General features: G+C 68.8%; 14 protein-coding genes. 11 read left to right on the forward strand and 3 right to left on the reverse strand.

Annotated features, from left to right (window positions below):
• Positions 1 to 85: 85 nt before the first annotated feature.
• Complete coding sequence (locus tag ABZ490_RS00150) at positions 86 to 454, forward strand: SUKH-3 domain-containing protein (RefSeq protein ID WP_358982934.1); 369 nt, start codon at positions 86 to 88, stop codon at positions 452 to 454.
• 84 nt (positions 455 to 538) lie between these two features.
• Here ABZ490_RS00150 and ABZ490_RS00155 read toward each other — a convergent pair whose 3' ends face one another.
• The 3 genes from ABZ490_RS00155 to ABZ490_RS00165 all read right to left on the reverse strand — a co-directional run bounded on the left by ABZ490_RS00155 (position 539) and on the right by ABZ490_RS00165 (position 2,121).
• A complete protein-coding gene (locus ABZ490_RS00155; RefSeq protein WP_358982202.1) occupies positions 539 to 721 on the reverse strand; it encodes a hypothetical protein in 183 nt (60 codons plus the stop codon).
• Positions 722 to 1,073: 352 nt separating this feature from the next.
• Positions 1,074 to 1,259, reverse strand: coding sequence for a DUF397 domain-containing protein (locus ABZ490_RS00160; RefSeq protein WP_358982204.1), 186 nt, complete (start codon positions 1,257 to 1,259; stop codon positions 1,074 to 1,076).
• Positions 1,260 to 1,269: 10 nt separating this feature from the next.
• Positions 1,270 to 2,121, reverse strand: a complete 852-nt coding sequence (locus ABZ490_RS00165; protein ID WP_358982207.1) for a helix-turn-helix transcriptional regulator — start codon at positions 2,119 to 2,121, stop codon at positions 1,270 to 1,272.
• A 249-nt stretch (positions 2,122 to 2,370) separates the two neighbouring features.
• Here ABZ490_RS00165 and ABZ490_RS00170 point away from each other — a divergent pair, with 249 nt between their 5' ends.
• The 10 genes from ABZ490_RS00170 to ABZ490_RS00215 all read left to right on the forward strand — a co-directional run bounded on the left by ABZ490_RS00170 (position 2,371) and on the right by ABZ490_RS00215 (position 14,305).
• Positions 2,371 to 2,850, forward strand: coding sequence for an ATP-binding protein (locus ABZ490_RS00170; RefSeq protein ID WP_358982209.1), 480 nt, complete (start codon positions 2,371 to 2,373; stop codon positions 2,848 to 2,850).
• Positions 2,851 to 2,940: 90 nt separating this feature from the next.
• A complete protein-coding gene (locus ABZ490_RS00175; RefSeq protein ID WP_358982212.1) occupies positions 2,941 to 3,552 on the forward strand; it encodes a Uma2 family endonuclease in 612 nt (203 codons plus the stop codon).
• A 204-nt stretch (positions 3,553 to 3,756) separates the two neighbouring features.
• The gene (gene rplU / locus ABZ490_RS00180) at positions 3,757 to 4,077 is read left to right on the forward strand and encodes a 50S ribosomal protein L21 (RefSeq protein WP_067245664.1); all 321 of its coding nucleotides are present in this window, start codon (positions 3,757 to 3,759) and stop codon (positions 4,075 to 4,077) included.
• A 14-nt stretch (positions 4,078 to 4,091) separates the two neighbouring features.
• Complete coding sequence (rpmA, locus tag ABZ490_RS00185) at positions 4,092 to 4,346, forward strand: 50S ribosomal protein L27 (protein ID WP_003990207.1); 255 nt, start codon at positions 4,092 to 4,094, stop codon at positions 4,344 to 4,346.
• A gap of 117 nt (positions 4,347 to 4,463) precedes the next feature.
• On the forward strand, positions 4,464 to 5,900 hold the full coding sequence (gene obgE / locus ABZ490_RS00190; protein WP_358982216.1) for a GTPase ObgE: 1,437 nt from the start codon (positions 4,464 to 4,466) through the stop codon (positions 5,898 to 5,900).
• Between the two features lie 158 nt (positions 5,901 to 6,058).
• Positions 6,059 to 7,597, forward strand: coding sequence for an alkaline phosphatase D family protein (locus tag ABZ490_RS00195; protein ID WP_358982218.1), 1,539 nt, complete (start codon positions 6,059 to 6,061; stop codon positions 7,595 to 7,597).
• An 87-nt stretch (positions 7,598 to 7,684) separates the two neighbouring features.
• Positions 7,685 to 8,926, forward strand: coding sequence for a hypothetical protein (locus tag ABZ490_RS00200; protein WP_358982220.1), 1,242 nt, complete (start codon positions 7,685 to 7,687; stop codon positions 8,924 to 8,926).
• A 226-nt stretch (positions 8,927 to 9,152) separates the two neighbouring features.
• A complete protein-coding gene (locus ABZ490_RS00205; RefSeq protein WP_358982222.1) occupies positions 9,153 to 10,652 on the forward strand; it encodes a bifunctional cytidylyltransferase/SDR family oxidoreductase in 1,500 nt (499 codons plus the stop codon).
• A gap of 157 nt (positions 10,653 to 10,809) precedes the next feature.
• Complete coding sequence (locus tag ABZ490_RS00210; protein WP_358982225.1) at positions 10,810 to 12,900, forward strand: hypothetical protein; 2,091 nt, start codon at positions 10,810 to 10,812, stop codon at positions 12,898 to 12,900.
• A 175-nt stretch (positions 12,901 to 13,075) separates the two neighbouring features.
• Positions 13,076 to 14,305: a glycosyltransferase family 2 protein gene (locus tag ABZ490_RS00215; RefSeq protein WP_358982227.1), complete on the forward strand. Its 1,230-nt coding sequence runs from the start codon at positions 13,076 to 13,078 to the stop codon at positions 14,303 to 14,305.
• The last annotated feature ends 2 nt before the right edge of the window (positions 14,306 to 14,307 follow it).

The following is a 14,307-nucleotide window of genomic DNA, read 5'->3' on the forward strand; positions in this document are numbered from 1 at the left end:
GGCTCTTCGTGACGCCGGTTGGCACTCCCAGCGGCGAGCGGATGCCAGCCCTTGGCTCGACTCCTTGCAGTAGGAGGGGTATCAACTGAATCCGAAGGCTGAAGAAATCCTTTTCGCACTAGGGGGCCTGGTTATTGAACCTGTAAATAAATCTGGCCCGAACTTCAGCAACGATGAGCCTTTCAATTTCGACCCAATTTCAGCCGGGGCTGGTCAGCGGGCCCTGGCATTGGAGATTGAGGAAGCTCTGGGTGGGCGGTATTTCCCAATCGGCGAATGGCTCAGCTATTCGAGCGTCTTCGTAGAGGCCGGCGGGAGGGTGGTTGCCGCTGGCCTTGGATGGATCTGGGAAATGGGTTCCACCATCGAAGACGCCTTGGAGTTGGCGGCTCGTGCAGATCGCCCTCTCGTATGCCTGCACTCCGACGCGGGACTAGAGCCGTGGCCCCGGTGAATTCGTGGCAGTGAACTGAAGCCCCGTCTGGCTCGTCATGGCGGGGCTTCTGCGTGAGGGTGACGGTAGTAGTTGACGGCAACGTCAGCGGACGAAGGCGGGGCAGGGTGGCGGTTCATCGCCGTCGCCGATGGCCGTCTCGGTGGTCTCCCGTCCCAACTCGTTGTCCGAGGGCGGCCGGTCGGCCCAGGAGGCTAGATGCTCGAGCCGCACGATGTTGACCGCGGTCGCGGACCAGGCCGACGGGGTCGGCTCGGTCGCCTCCATACCGACGGCTGCTCGCCGACGTTGACGAGCGGGCACTTGTTTCTGTGCGCTCGACCCGGGCTCGGCTCGGGGGTCGCCTGGCTGCCGGGGCTGAGATCGGTGAGGGCATCCGGCTGCCCGGGCAGCGGGCGCGTGCCGCCCGGTCTGGTCCTGGATCTCGACGCCACACTGATCACCTGGCACTCCGAGAAGGATGCGGCGGCGTCCACCTGCAAGGGCGGTTTCGGGCTCGATCAGCGTCCACGAGGCGTCGTACACGATCCACGGCCCAGTGTTCGCACCTTCCCGAACGGCAGATTCGCCCTACCGGACACGCCCCACCGGCACGCCTCAACAAGATCGTGTTGCGAGCTCAAATCCGCGCCGGTGTTCGCAGAGTGGCTATCAACGCGGCGAGTTGGTGTGGAGTGGTGAGCAGGATTGTTTTCGGTTCGTCGCTTTCGCGGAGGAGAATCCTTCCGGCCAGGGTGCTGGCGAGGTAGACGCAGGCGGAGCCTTCTTCGCTGAAGGATGACTTCTGCCAGTTATGTTCGGTCATGTCTCGTCTCTCAGATGTCCTGGGCGATGTGATGGATGAGGTCGCGAGAGGCGGCGGGTTTCAGGGCGACCGCCTCCATGCGGTCCAGGACGAGACGGTACTTCTCCAACTGTCCTTCTGCATCTACAAGTTCGCTGCCATGAGCGGTGTCGACCTCCACCGTGTCGAGCGTCGGCACCGAACCGTGGAAGTAGTCGACGGCATGTCCTGTGGTGGGGAACGAAGTGCCGTTGAACGGGATCACGCGGACGGTGACGTTGGTCTGCTTGCTGACCTCGGTCAGGTACTCCAGCTGAGTCCTGGCCACCTCACGGCCGCCGAACTGCATGCGCAGGGCGGCCTCGTGGACGATCGCGGTGTATGGGGGTGGTTGTTCGCGGTGGAAGATGGACTGGCGCTTGATGCGGTGGGAGATCCGGAACTCGATTTCGTGCGGGCGTAGCGCGGGAACCGCTTCACGGAACAGCGCGCGGGCGTGCTCGGGGGTCTGGAGCAGGCCGGGGATGTTGATGACCTGGGTGACACGCAGGGCGGTGGCGTGGTGTTCCAGCTCTGCGAGGTCCAGGAGGCGGAGCGGCAGGGTGTCCCGGTACCCCTCCCACCAGCCGCGTGTCCGGTCCGCGGCCATGCCGGCGAGGGCGTCGACGAGGGGTTCGTCCGTGCAACCGTAGATGTGGGCGAGGGTGCGTACACGTTCGGCGCTGATGCCGAAGCGGTTGGCCTCGATGTTACTGACCTGGGCCTGAGTGGTGCCCAGGAAGCGGGCGGCCTGAGCGGCGGTCATGCCTGCCCGTTCCCGCAAGCGGCGCAGCTCGATGCCGATGCGGAGGCGCCGGGCTGTAGGGACGCTTCGTGGTGCCAAGTCCTCGCTCCGTTCCGTACACCTGTTTGTGAAGGTCACTCACACGAGGCAAATCGCTGAACCTTTTGCTTGGTGGTGCAAAACCTTCAGGGATTGCAGTCTACGGTGAGTCTCGAACCGCTCAACCGGCCCCGCCGATAACCCGGAAGCGCACCGCGCAAGCGCTGCTCGTGTGCGGCACTGCCACCGCCCGCGGCCGGGCCGTTGAGTGAACAGGCGAACCAACTTCCCCCACCGCAGGAGGCGTTCATGGTCACCGTATCCCCGTCGGAGTGCGAAGCGTCACCAAACTGGGCGTACAGCCTCCAACTGCCCCATGATCCCCGAGCCGCCCGCATCGCCCGCGTCACGCTCAGAGCCGTCCTCGTCGGCCACGGTATGTCTCAACTCCAAGACTCGGCGGAACTCCTGGCGTCGGAACTCGTCACCAACGCCTACCGCTACTCCACCGGCCCCGCCACCCTCCGCCTGCGCGGCCTCACCCACGCCCGGCTCCGGGTGAGCGTCTGGGACGCCGATCCGCACATTCCGCCGCCCTTCGGCGAGCGGTCCGGGCCCGTCGGACCTGTCCCGGCGGAGGCGGACAGCGGGCGCGGGCTGTTCCTCGTACGTCATTACGCGCAAGCGTGGGGCGGGTATCCGCTCGGCGGCGGCCCGTCCGGGCAGGGCGGGAAGCTGCTGTGGTGCGAGGTCGGGGTGAGGGGCGAGCGCCCAGCGGCTGGGGCATGAGCCTTGCCGAGGCGGGCTGCGGCCGCGCCCCGACACTATCGTGGTGAAAGTGACACGCTCTGTGACCAGTGGAGGATCGTGGTGACCATCATGACCGAGCGTCCTCGGGCCATAGACGCCCCGCCGAGCGGCTCCTACGAGGAGATGCTCCAGGTCGTCGAGGAGATGGACTCACCTGTCGGCTACAGGGCCGAGCTCATCCGGGGGAAGATCGTCGTGTCGCCGGGGCCGAAGCCGTGCTACCTGCGGGTCATGAGGTCGCTGCGGCTTCAGTTGGGTCCGCATGCTCCGGAGGGGTACGGCGTGGACGTGGCTCCGTTCCTCTTCGCTTTCCACGGCTCCGGGCGGGCATACGGCCCTGACCTGCACGTCGCCGACGAATCCGCCTTCGAGGCCGACGGCCGTCACGCCGATGCCTCCGCCCTCTCCCTCGTCGCCGAGCTGACCTCCGACTCCACCAAGGACGTCGACTGGCTCGACAAGATGGCGACGTACGGGCAGATCGTCCCGGTGTATCTGCTGCTCGACATGCGGATCGGGGAGATCAATGTCATGTGGGATCCGTCTCCCAAGGGGTACCGGTCCCGGACCAACGTGCCGTTCGGGCGGCCGGTGCGCATTCCGGCGCCGTTCGACTTCGCACTCGACACCTCGGAGTTCGTCGTGGAGGAGTACGTGGATCCGGAGGCCGAGCAGCGCTGAGCGCGCGGGCAGGGCCCGGTTTGACCCCTCAGGCAGGGCCCCGTAACCTTGAGCGTCGGTGTGTCCCCTAGGCGCGCCACATCCCCGTAAACCTCTTCCTCCCGGGTGCCGGTCCGCCGGTGGCTCAGGGAGAGGCTGTCCGTGACTCTTCCCGGGCGGCTGGACTGCGGGGGTGCCGTTTCCGAGCGAGAGAGTGAGATCCGCGTGTACGCCATCGTGCGCAGCGGTGGTCGCCAGCACAAGGTTGCTGTCGGCGACATCGTTGAGGTTGACAAGATTTCCACCGCCCAGGTTGGCGACACGGTCGAGCTCTCGACCCTGCTCGTTGTCGACGGCGACGCCGTGACCAGCGACCCGTGGGTGCTGGCCGGCATCAAGGTCCAGGCCGAGGTCGTGGACCACCACAAGGGCGTCAAGATCGACATCCTTCGGTACAAGAACAAGACCGGCTACCGCCGTCGTCAGGGCCACCGCCAGCAGTACACGGCGATCAAGGTCACTGAGATCCCCGCGGCTGCGAAGTAAGGGACTGAGGAGACATGGCACACAAGAAGGGCGCATCGTCCACCCGGAACGGTCGCGACTCCAATGCCCAGCGGCTCGGCGTGAAGCGCTTCGGCGGTCAGGTCGTCAACGCGGGTGAGATCCTGGTCCGCCAGCGTGGCACCCACTTCCACCCGGGCGCCGGTGTCGGCCGCGGTGGCGACGACACGCTGTTCGCGCTCGAGGCCGGTTCGGTGCAGTTCGGCACCCACCGTGGCCGCAAGGTCGTGAACATCGTTCCGGTCGCCTGAGTCGGCTGATCGGAAGCTTTCGCGAGGCGGACCTCACTTCCCTGGTGGGAAGGCGGGTCCGCCTTTCGCGTGTTACGCAAGAGACAAGAACGTACGTATCTGATGGAGGCACCCACCATGACCACCTTCGTGGACCGCGTCGAGCTGCATGTCGCCGCGGGTAACGGAGGCCACGGCTGTGCCTCCGTCCACCGTGAGAAGTTCAAGCCGCTCGGCGGCCCCGACGGGGGCAACGGCGGGCGCGGCGGCGACGTCATCCTCACCGTCGACCAGTCGATCACCACGCTGCTCGACTACCACCACTCCCCGCACCGGAAGGCCACCAACGGCAAGCCGGGCGAGGGCGGCAACCGCTCCGGCAAGGAGGGCCAGGACCTCGTCCTGCCCGTGCCGGACGGCACCGTCGTGCTCGACAAGGCGGGCAACGTCCTCGCCGACCTCGTCGGCCACGGCACCTCCTTCGTCGCCGCCCAGGGCGGCCGCGGCGGCCTCGGCAACGCGGCCCTCGCCTCCGCCCGCCGCAAGGCCCCCGGCTTCGCGCTGCTCGGCGAGCCCGGTGATTTCCAGGACGTCGTCCTGGAGCTGAAGACCGTCGCGGACGTGGCCCTGGTGGGCTACCCGAGCGCCGGCAAGTCCTCGCTGATCTCGGTGCTCTCCGCGGCCAAGCCGAAGATCGCCGACTATCCGTTCACCACGCTCGTGCCGAACCTGGGTGTCGTGACCGCGGGGTCGACCGTCTACACCATCGCCGACGTCCCCGGGCTCATCCCCGGCGCCAGCCAGGGCAGGGGCCTCGGCCTGGAGTTCCTGCGGCACGTGGAGCGGTGCAGCGTCCTGGTGCACGTCCTGGACACCGCCACCCTGGAGTCCGACCGTGACCCCGTCTCCGACCTCGACATCATCGAGGAGGAGCTGCGGCAGTACGGCGGGCTCGGCAACCGTCCGCGGATCGTCGTCCTGAACAAGATCGACGTACCGGACGGCAAGGACCTGGCCGAGATGGTGCGGCCGGACCTGGAGGCGCGCGGTTACCGCGTCTTCGAGGCGTCCGCCGTCGCGCACATGGGGCTCAAGGAGCTGTCGTTCGCGCTGGCCGAGCTGGTCGGGCGGGCGCGTGCCGCCAAGCCGAAGGAGGAGGCGACCCGGATCGTCATCCGGCCCAAGGCCGTGGACGACGCCGGCTTCACCGTCATGCTGGAGGAGGACGGCCTCTACCGCGTCCGCGGCGAGAAGCCCGAACGCTGGGTCCGCCAGACCGACTTCAACAACGACGAGGCCGTGGGCTACCTCGCCGACCGCCTCAACCGCCTCGGTGTGGAGGCGGAGTTGATGAAGGCGGGCGCCCGCTCCGGCGACGGTGTGGCGATCGGCCCCGAGGACAACGCGGTCGTCTTCGACTGGGAGCCGACCGTCATGGCCGGCGCCGAGATGCTGGGCCGCCGCGGTGAGGACCACCGCCTCGACGAGCCCCGTCCGGCCGCCCAGCGCCGCCGTGACCGCCAGGCCGAACGCGACGAGGCCACCGAGGAGTTCGAGGGCTTCGAGCCCTTCTGAGGCACGCGTGACCGACCCGTTGCGGCTTCACCGCCGCAACGGGTCATCGTTGTCCGTCTGCTTGTCATGTATGCGCGGCCCTCCATTCAGCCTGCCGACCGGCCGGCCGTGCCACCTTCTTTGCGTCAAGACGCCAGCGACGCAAGGGAGTTCCCCCCATGTCCCCGGACCGCCGTCGTCTCCTCACCGCCGGTGCCGCCGTGGCCGGCGCCGCCGCCTCCGCCCAGCTGTGGCTGCCCGCCACCGCGCATGCCGCCGCGAACACCCTGCCCGAGAACGTGTTCAGCCTCGGCGTGGCCTCCGGCGACCCTCTGCCCGACGGGATCGTGCTCTGGACCCGTCTCGCCCCCGACCCGCTCGACGGCGGCGGGATGGCGCAGCAGGACGTCGCCGTGCAGTGGGAGATCTCGCCCGACGCCCGCTTCGCCTCCTCCGTGCGACGCGGCACGGCCACCGCCCGGCCCTCGTACGGGCACAGCGTCCATGTGGACGTACGGGGCCTGAAGCCGGGCCGCGACTACTGGTACCGCTTCCGTGCCGGCGGCCGGATCTCCCCGGTCGGCCGCACCCGTACCGCTCCCCAGCCCCTGGCCTCGGGCGGTTCGCTGCGCCTGGCGCTCGCCTCCTGCCAGAACTGGCAGCACGGGTACTTCACCCCCTACGCCGACATGGCCGCCCAGGACCCGGACGTCGTCCTCTTCGTCGGCGACTACATCTACGAGTCCGGACCCTCCGCGTCGGCGGTGCGCCGGCACGAGGGGAGCGGTGAGCCGTACACCCTCACCCAGTACCGCAACCGGTACGCCCAGTACCGCAGCGACCCCGATCTGCGGCGGATGCACGCCCGCGCCCCCTGGGTGGTCACCTTCGACGACCACGAGGTGGACAACGACTTCGCGGGAGAGGTCCCGCAGGACCCCGACAAGCAGTCCCACGACGCCTTCACGGCCCGGCTGACGGCCGCCTACCAGGCGTACTACGAGCACATGCCGGTACGGGCCACGGCGGTCCCGGACGGCCCGCACATCCGGATGTACCGGGCCCTGCGGTTCGGCCGGCTGGCCCGGCTCAACGTCCTCGACACCCGGCAGTTCCGCAGCGACCAGGCCGTCACGCAGGAGGGCGCCCAGGACCCGGCGCTCACCATGCTGGGCGCCGAGCAGAAGCGGTGGCTGCTGAACGGGCTGCGCACCTCCGACACCCGCTGGAACCTGATCGCCTCACAGATCATGATGGCCGAGACCGATCTGCTGGCCGGCCCCGGCAAGCTCTGGTACTACGACGCCTGGGACGGCTACCAGGCCGAACGCAACGCGCTGCTGGGGGAGTTGGCCGCCGTCCGCAATCCGGTGGTGCTCAGCGGCGACCGGCACCTCACCATGGTCAGCGATCTGAGGCGGGACTTCGCCGACCCCTCCTCGGCGGTCGTCGGCGCCGAGTTCGTCGGCACCTCGATCTCCAGCAACGGCGACCAGGACCAGGCCGCCTTCCACGCCCAGTGGGACCCGCTGAAGGCCGACAACCCGCACTGGAAGCTGATCGACGCCCACCGCGGCTATCACCTCTTCGACATCCGGCCGGACGCCGTCGACGCGCAGATCCGGGTGGTGGACACCGTCCTGAGAACGAAGGCGACCGCCCGCACGCTGGCCAGGCTCAGGGTCACGGACGGCAGGCGCGGCGTCCGCACCGTGTGAAATCTGTGTGACCGGAGCCTGGGGCTCATCTGTGTCCCAGGCTCCTCTCAGCGCACTCTAAGGAACATCTCTTACCGTCCCTTGACCATGGAGACGGACTGTACGACAGACGACGCCCCGGTGAACGAGCGCGCGGAACTCGCGGCCATGCCCGCGCAGCGCAGCCCCCGGACCGCGCAGACCGCGCGACCGGCCCCGCTGCCCGCCGGAACCCGACTGCTGCACATCGGCCCGCACAAGACCGGGACCACCTCGATCCAGGGCGCCCTCTTCGGAGCCAAGGAGACGATGCCGGCGTACGGCGTCGACTTCCCGGCCACGAGCAGGCACCCCATGCAGGCCGTGCTCGCGGCGTGCTCCCGGGGCGGGATGATCGGTGACACCACCCCCACCGAGCGGCACTGGCAGCAGTTCGTGGAGCAGGTGGCGGCCGGCGGCCGGAAGACCTCCGTGATCAGCAGCGAGTTCTTCGCCGACGCCCCCGACGACGCCACCGTCGAGCGGGTCGTCGACCAGCTCGGCGGAGAGCGGGTACACGTCCTGATCACCCTGCGTCCGCTGGCGAAGATCATGCCCTCGCAGTGGCAGCAGTACGTGCAGAACGGGCTGCGCATGGGCTACGAGGAGTGGCTGGAGCACATGCTCCGCAAGGCCCCCTACGAGAAGCCCAACCCGAGCTTCTGGCGGCGGCACCGGCACGACCGGCTCGTCGAGCGGTGGGTGCGGGTGGTCGGCGCCGACCGGGTCACCGTCGTCGTGGTGGACGACCGGGACCGCGAGGGGCTGATGCGCACCTTCGAGGCGCTGCTGGGTCTTCCGGACAAAATGCTTCAGCCGGTTCCGGACACCGCGAATCGTTCCCTCACCCTGGCCGAGACCGAAATGCTGCGGAATCTCAATAAAGAATTCCGGGGCAATGGGCTGCCGGACGAACTTTATTCGAAACTTATCCGCAACGGCGCGGTGATGCATATGAAGAACGCGTGCAGCCCGACGTCGCGGGACGTGAAGATCTCCACCCCCGGGTGGGCGGTGGAGGCGGCCGCCGGGATCGGCGCCGAGATGGCCGAACGCATCACCGCAATGGGCGTACGGGTCATCGGCGATCCCGCACTGCTGTCCGCGGTGCCGAAACCGGCCGCCTCCGACGGTGGCGAGGAGCCCCGGATGGCTCCCGAGGTGGCCGCTCAGGCCCTGTACGGGGCGCTCGCCGCGGTGGCCGAGACCGGACCGGGCCGCCCGGGCACGCGCGGAGTGCACCAGACCTCTTCCCGGGAACTGGTGCGCGTGCTCGGCCGTCGCTGCCTCAAGCGGCTGCGCCGTCACTGAACAAGGTTCACCGTTACTCTCAGGTATCACTCGGCCCCTGTGGAGTTACTCACAGGATTTCCAGGGAGCATCCTCGTGGTTCCCGTACACGTCTTACCAATCACCAGCGGTTCAAGGTGAATGGCGGGTGGCGCGCACATATGCAGTGAAGGGCGCTCACCTTGCATCGCGGTAACCGCAAGTGGGACCATTTCCCCGTTCCCGTCGCCCCAAGGTAGGTCTTCTGGTGTCCCAGCACATAGCCAAGCCCCGTACGACCGCAGTGATCCTGGCCGGTGGCACCGGTCAGCGCGTGGGTCTGTCGATCCCCAAGCAGCTGCTGAAGATCGCAGGCAAGGCCGTCATCGAGCACACCCTGACCACCTTCGAGAAGGCCGACTCCGTCGACGACATCATCGTGCTGATGGCGCCGGGCTATGTGCCCGACATCGAGAAGATCGTGGCCAAGGCCGGGTTCAAGAAGGTCTCCCGGATCATCGAGGGCGGTTCCACCCGCAACGAGACCACGGAGCGCGCCATCACCGCCCTGGGCGAGGGCCTGGCCGAGGGCGAGGACCTCAACGTCCTCTTCCACGACGCCGTACGCCCCCTGCTCTCCCAGCGTGTCATCGACGACTGTGTGAGCGCCCTGGAGCGCTACCAGGCCGTCGACGTCGCCATCCCGTCCGCCGACACCATCATCGTCACCCGGACGCACGGCGAGGACGGCGAGTTCATCACGGAGATCCCGGACCGCTCCCGGCTGCGCCGCGGCCAGACCCCGCAGGCCTTCAAGCTGTCCACCATCAAGCGGGCCTACGAGGTCGCCGCCGGTGACCCCAACTTCCAGGCCACGGACGACTGCACGGTCGTCCTGCGCTACCTGCCGGACGTGCCGATCCACGTCGTCGCGGGCGACGAGTACAACATGAAGGTCACCCAGCCGGTCGACGTCTTCATCGCCGACAAGCTGTTCCAGCTCGCCTCCACCGCCACCCCCGAGCCGTACGGCGAGGAGGTCTACCGCGAGCTGCTGACCGGCAAGACCGTCGTCGTCTTCGGCGGCTCCTACGGCATCGGCAAGGACATCTCCGAACTCGCCGAGTCCTACGGCGCCACGGTGTACGCCCTCGGCCGCTCCACCACCGGCACGCACGTCGAGAACCCGGAGGAGGTCGACGACGCGCTGTCCAAGGCCTACAGCGAGACCGGGCGCATCGACTACGTCGTCAACACCGCCGGGGTGCTGCGCATCGGCAAGCTGGCCGAGACCGACAACGCGACCATCGAGGAAGCGCTGAAGGTGAACTACCTGGCCCCGGTGCAGATCGCCCGCTCGGCCTACAAGTACCTCGCCGAGACCAAGGGCCAGCTCCTGCTGTACACCTCCAGCAGCTACACCCGCGGCCGCGCCGAGTACAGCCTCTACTCCTCGACCAAGGCCGCCATGGTGAACCTCACCCAGGCACTGTCCGACGAGTGGGCCGGCGACAGCATCCGGGTGAACTGCGTGAACCCGGAGCGCACGGCCACCCCCATGCGCACCAAGGCCTTCGGGCAGGAGCCGGCGGGCAGCCTGCTCTCCTCCGAGGCGGTCGCGCGCACCTCGCTCGACGTCCTCCTCTCCGAGCTCACCGGGCACGTCATCGACGTCCGCCAGCAGGACCCCACGGCCGCCGCGGGCAAGGCCTCCGGCTTCGAGCAGGCCCTGGCCTCGGTGCTCGACCGACAGGACGGCGTGGCATAATCAAGCGCAAATAGCCATCGAATTTCAGGCCTCTGTCGCTCCCTGTTCACGGAGAATTCACAGGGGCCTGAAGCGTAAGAATCCCGAAACCTTCACAAAGGATTTTCCGGACTTTTAGGCTTCTATGACCGGCACCCCTCCCAGAGCAGGTTTCTCCGTGATATCCACTGCCATTCGCGTGGCCCGGGTGGGCAGCGCGGCCGAACTGGCCGCGGCGGTCCTCATGATGCTGGGTTATCCCTGCCTCATGCTGGCCGCGCTCGTCCCGAGCACCCCCGCCTTCGCCGCCGCGGCCGCCGTGACGTACCTGGCGGACCTCTATCTCCACCGCAAGGGCACCTACCTCATCAGCCTGCTGAACAAGGTGAGGGCCGGCCTGTCCACCCGGTTCCTGGTCCGCGAGCTGCTGCTCATCCTGCTGCTGGCCCGGCTCGACCTGTCGGAGGAGCCGGTCTTCTACGCGGCGATCGCCTGCTTCACGCTCTTCTTCGGTCTCCAGGCCCCGCACGGCGCCCTGGTCACCCTGATCGGCAAGCGCCGCCAGATGCCGGTCGTGACCCGCAACGTCGACCTGGCCTCCCGGCTGACCGTCCCGGACGCCCCGCCGCGCGCGCTGCTGACCCGGGCCGGACAGAAGATGCTCCACCTGGACCTCGCGGCGATGGCAGGCCTGCTGGTCTGCGCCCTCACCGGCGTCGACCTCGCCGGTTACGCGGGCGTCGCCGTGACCCTGGGCCTCGGCGCGCTGTACGTCGCCCTGCTGGTGCCGCACCTGCGCGCCCGCCGGCTGCCGCCGAAGCCCGACAAGGTGCTGGCCACGGTGAGCGCCTGGCTGCGCGAGTACCGCCCGGAGACCGTGCTGTACTTCTCCGGCTCCAAGGAGTCCGCCTACCAGGTCAACATGTGGCTGGAGACCATGGAGCAGCTCGACTCCCGGCCGCTGATCATCCTGCGTGAACGCTCCGTCCTGGAGAAGATGTCGCCCACGACGGTCCCCGTCATCTGCGTGCCCGGGGGGGTGCACCTGATGAACATGGACCTCTCCATGGTGCGGGTCACGTTGTACGCCGCGAACGTCGGCAAGAACATCCACATGCTGCGCGTGCCCACCATGAAGCACGTCTTCATCGGCCACGGCGACAGCGACAAGCTCGCCAGCGTCAACCCGTTCAGCAAGGTGTACGACGAGGTGTGGACCGCCGGCCGGGCCGGCCGCGACCGCTACGCCATCGCCGACGTCGGCATCCGCGACGAGGACATCGTCGAGGTCGGCCGCCCGCAGCTCGCGCCCATCAGGACCTGGGAGGGCGCGCCCGACGACCGCATCCCGACCGTGCTGTACGCGCCCACCTGGGAGGGCTGGGACGACAACCCGGGCAACACCTCCCTCCTGCTGGCCGGCGAGAACATCGTGAAGAAGCTGATCGCCGCCGAGCCCCCGGTCCGCGTGCTGTACAAGCCGCACCCGTTCACGGGCACCCGCAGCGCCGCCGCCGGGGCGGCGCACCGCCGGATCACCGCGCTCATCAAGAAGGCCGCCGAGCAGCGCGCGGGCGACGCGCGCTTCCAGGGCGACGCGGCGGCCCAGGCCGCGGCGAAGGCCGACCTGACCCGGCTCAAGGCCCGCCTGGAGGACCTCTCGCTCTCCTTCGACGAGAAGGCCGACGAAGCGGTGACCAGCCGCGACGGCATCGTCGACGTGCGCAAGCACGAGGAGGCGGCCCGGCTGCGCACCGAGTGGAACGACGCCTACTGGCGGTCCTTCCCCGACTTCGAGCACCGGGTGGTCACCGGCACCGAACCGCGCCTGTACGACTGCTTCAACGCCGCCGAGGCGATGGTCTCCGACATCTCCAGCGTGGTCTCCGACTTCATCGCGAGCGGCAAGCCGTACGCCGTCACGGACTCCGCGGAGCTGGGCACGGAGGAGTTCCGGCGGCAGAACACCGCGGTGCGCGCGGCGGTCATCCTCACCAACTCCGCCGCCGAGCTGGACCAGCTGCTCGGCGCGGTGCGCGACCCGGCCGCCGACGCGCTGGCCGAGGACCGCAAGGAGCTCAAGGAGTACCTGCTCGGCCCCGACGAGCCGACCTCCCTCGCGCAGTTCAACACCGCCGTCGCGGACCTCGCCCTCAAGGCGGAGGCCCGCAATGTCGGCCAGGCCTCCCGGGCCGCCGCGGCGGAGGGCGCGGCCGGTGCGGCGCCCGGTGACGGCGCGGAGCTGACCAATGGTGTGACGGCGGGCTGACGGCCGTATCGCGAAAGGGCCCGGCCCCCGGAGACGTTCTCCGGGGGCCGGGCCCTTCGGCGTTCTGTGATGTGGGACACCTTCGGGAGCCGGGACAACCCCTTCACCGGGCCGGCCGTCTATCGGGTTGCTGGAACATGGAACAAGGGCAACCGTTGCGTGATGAGAGGGAAAAGTGACGCGTGCGCAGCCTGACGTCACGGTGATCATCGGGGCGTACGAAGCGATGCCGTATCTGGTCGAGTGCCTCGCGTCGGTCGAGGCACAGACGCTGGACCCGGCCCGGATCGAGGTCGTCGCCGTCGACGACGGCTCCCAGGACGGCACCGGGGACTACCTGGAGGAGTTCGCCGCCCGCGCTCCCATGCCGGTCACGGTGATCCGCCAGGAGAACTCCGGCGGACCCAGCGGCCCGCGCAACGTCGGCCTGGCCAGGGCCACCGGACGGTACGTGTTCTTCCTGGACGCCGACGACCGGCTCGGCGCCGAGGCGCTGGAGCGCATGGTCGCCATGGCCGACCGCAACGGCACCGATGTCTGCCTCGGCCGGGTCGAGGGCGTCAACCGCAAGGCGCCCCGGTCGATGTGGGGCGCGAACCAGGACCGTACGGACGTCTTCTCCTCCAACATCAAGTTCACGCTCAGCGCCCAGAAGCTGTTCCGCCGCGCCCTGCTGGAGCGCCATCACATGCGCTTCGACGAGTCCCTGTGGACCGGCGAGGACGCGCTGTTCACCATGGAGGCCTATCTGCGGGCCGACGGCGTCTCGATCGTCGCCGACTACACCTGCTACTACCTGGTGGGCCGCGACGACGGCAAACACGTGACCAAGAGCGGCGGTTACCAGCTGCGCTTCGACTCGGCGCGGGCCCTGATGGGTCTGCTGGAGCGGATGCTCCCGCCCGGCCCGAAGCGGGACGTCCTCATGGTCCGGCCCTTCCAGGTCACGCTGCTGCCGCAGTTCGGCCCGGTCTTCCTCCGGCAGGACGAGGACATCCGGCGCACCAAGTTCGAGCTGGCCGCGCCGCTCATGGACGCCTACTGGAACGAGGGCGTCGCCCAGCGGCTGAAGGTCCAGGAGCGGCTGCGGCTCCAGCTGGTGGCCATGCGGCGCCCGGACCTCCTGGTGGACGTCCTGGAGTTCATGAAGGCCAAGCGCGAGCCCGGCCCCGTCCTGAAGAAGGGCGGCACCCAGCTCTATCTGGCCTACCCCGGCTACCGCTCCCGCAAGGACGGCGTCCCCGACCGCGTCTACCTCGCCGAACCGCGCGAGGCGAAGGCGTACCCGGGCTGGCGCCAGACCCCCGCCGAGACCTTCCTGCGCGGCGCGACCCGCAAGGTGCGGCGCAGGCTGGGACGGCTGAGGAAGCGGGTGACCGGGCCGCACGGCCGGGTGGCCGCCTGAAT

It is taken from the genome of Streptomyces sp. NPDC005811, from assembly GCF_040630405.1.
Lineage (GTDB): Bacteria > Actinomycetota > Actinomycetes > Streptomycetales > Streptomycetaceae > Streptomyces.

Excerpts from the sequence above, each read along its gene's own strand:
- ABZ490_RS00155 (WP_358982202.1), bottom strand. The coding sequence starts at position 721 with ATGGAGGCGACCGAGCCGACCCCGTCGGCCTGGTCCGCGACCGCGGTC.
- ABZ490_RS00160 (WP_358982204.1), bottom strand. The coding sequence starts at position 1,259 with ATGACCGAACATAACTGGCAGAAGTCATCCTTCAGCGAAGAAGGCTCC.
- ABZ490_RS00170 (WP_358982209.1), top strand. The coding sequence starts at position 2,371 with ATGGTCACCGTATCCCCGTCGGAGTGCGAAGCGTCACCAAACTGGGCG.
- ABZ490_RS00175 (WP_358982212.1), top strand. The coding sequence starts at position 2,941 with ATGACCGAGCGTCCTCGGGCCATAGACGCCCCGCCGAGCGGCTCCTAC.
- rpmA (WP_003990207.1), top strand. The coding sequence starts at position 4,092 with ATGGCACACAAGAAGGGCGCATCGTCCACCCGGAACGGTCGCGACTCC.
- obgE (WP_358982216.1), top strand. The coding sequence starts at position 4,464 with ATGACCACCTTCGTGGACCGCGTCGAGCTGCATGTCGCCGCGGGTAAC.
- ABZ490_RS00195 (WP_358982218.1), top strand. The coding sequence starts at position 6,059 with ATGTCCCCGGACCGCCGTCGTCTCCTCACCGCCGGTGCCGCCGTGGCC.
- ABZ490_RS00200 (WP_358982220.1), top strand. The coding sequence starts at position 7,685 with ATGGAGACGGACTGTACGACAGACGACGCCCCGGTGAACGAGCGCGCG.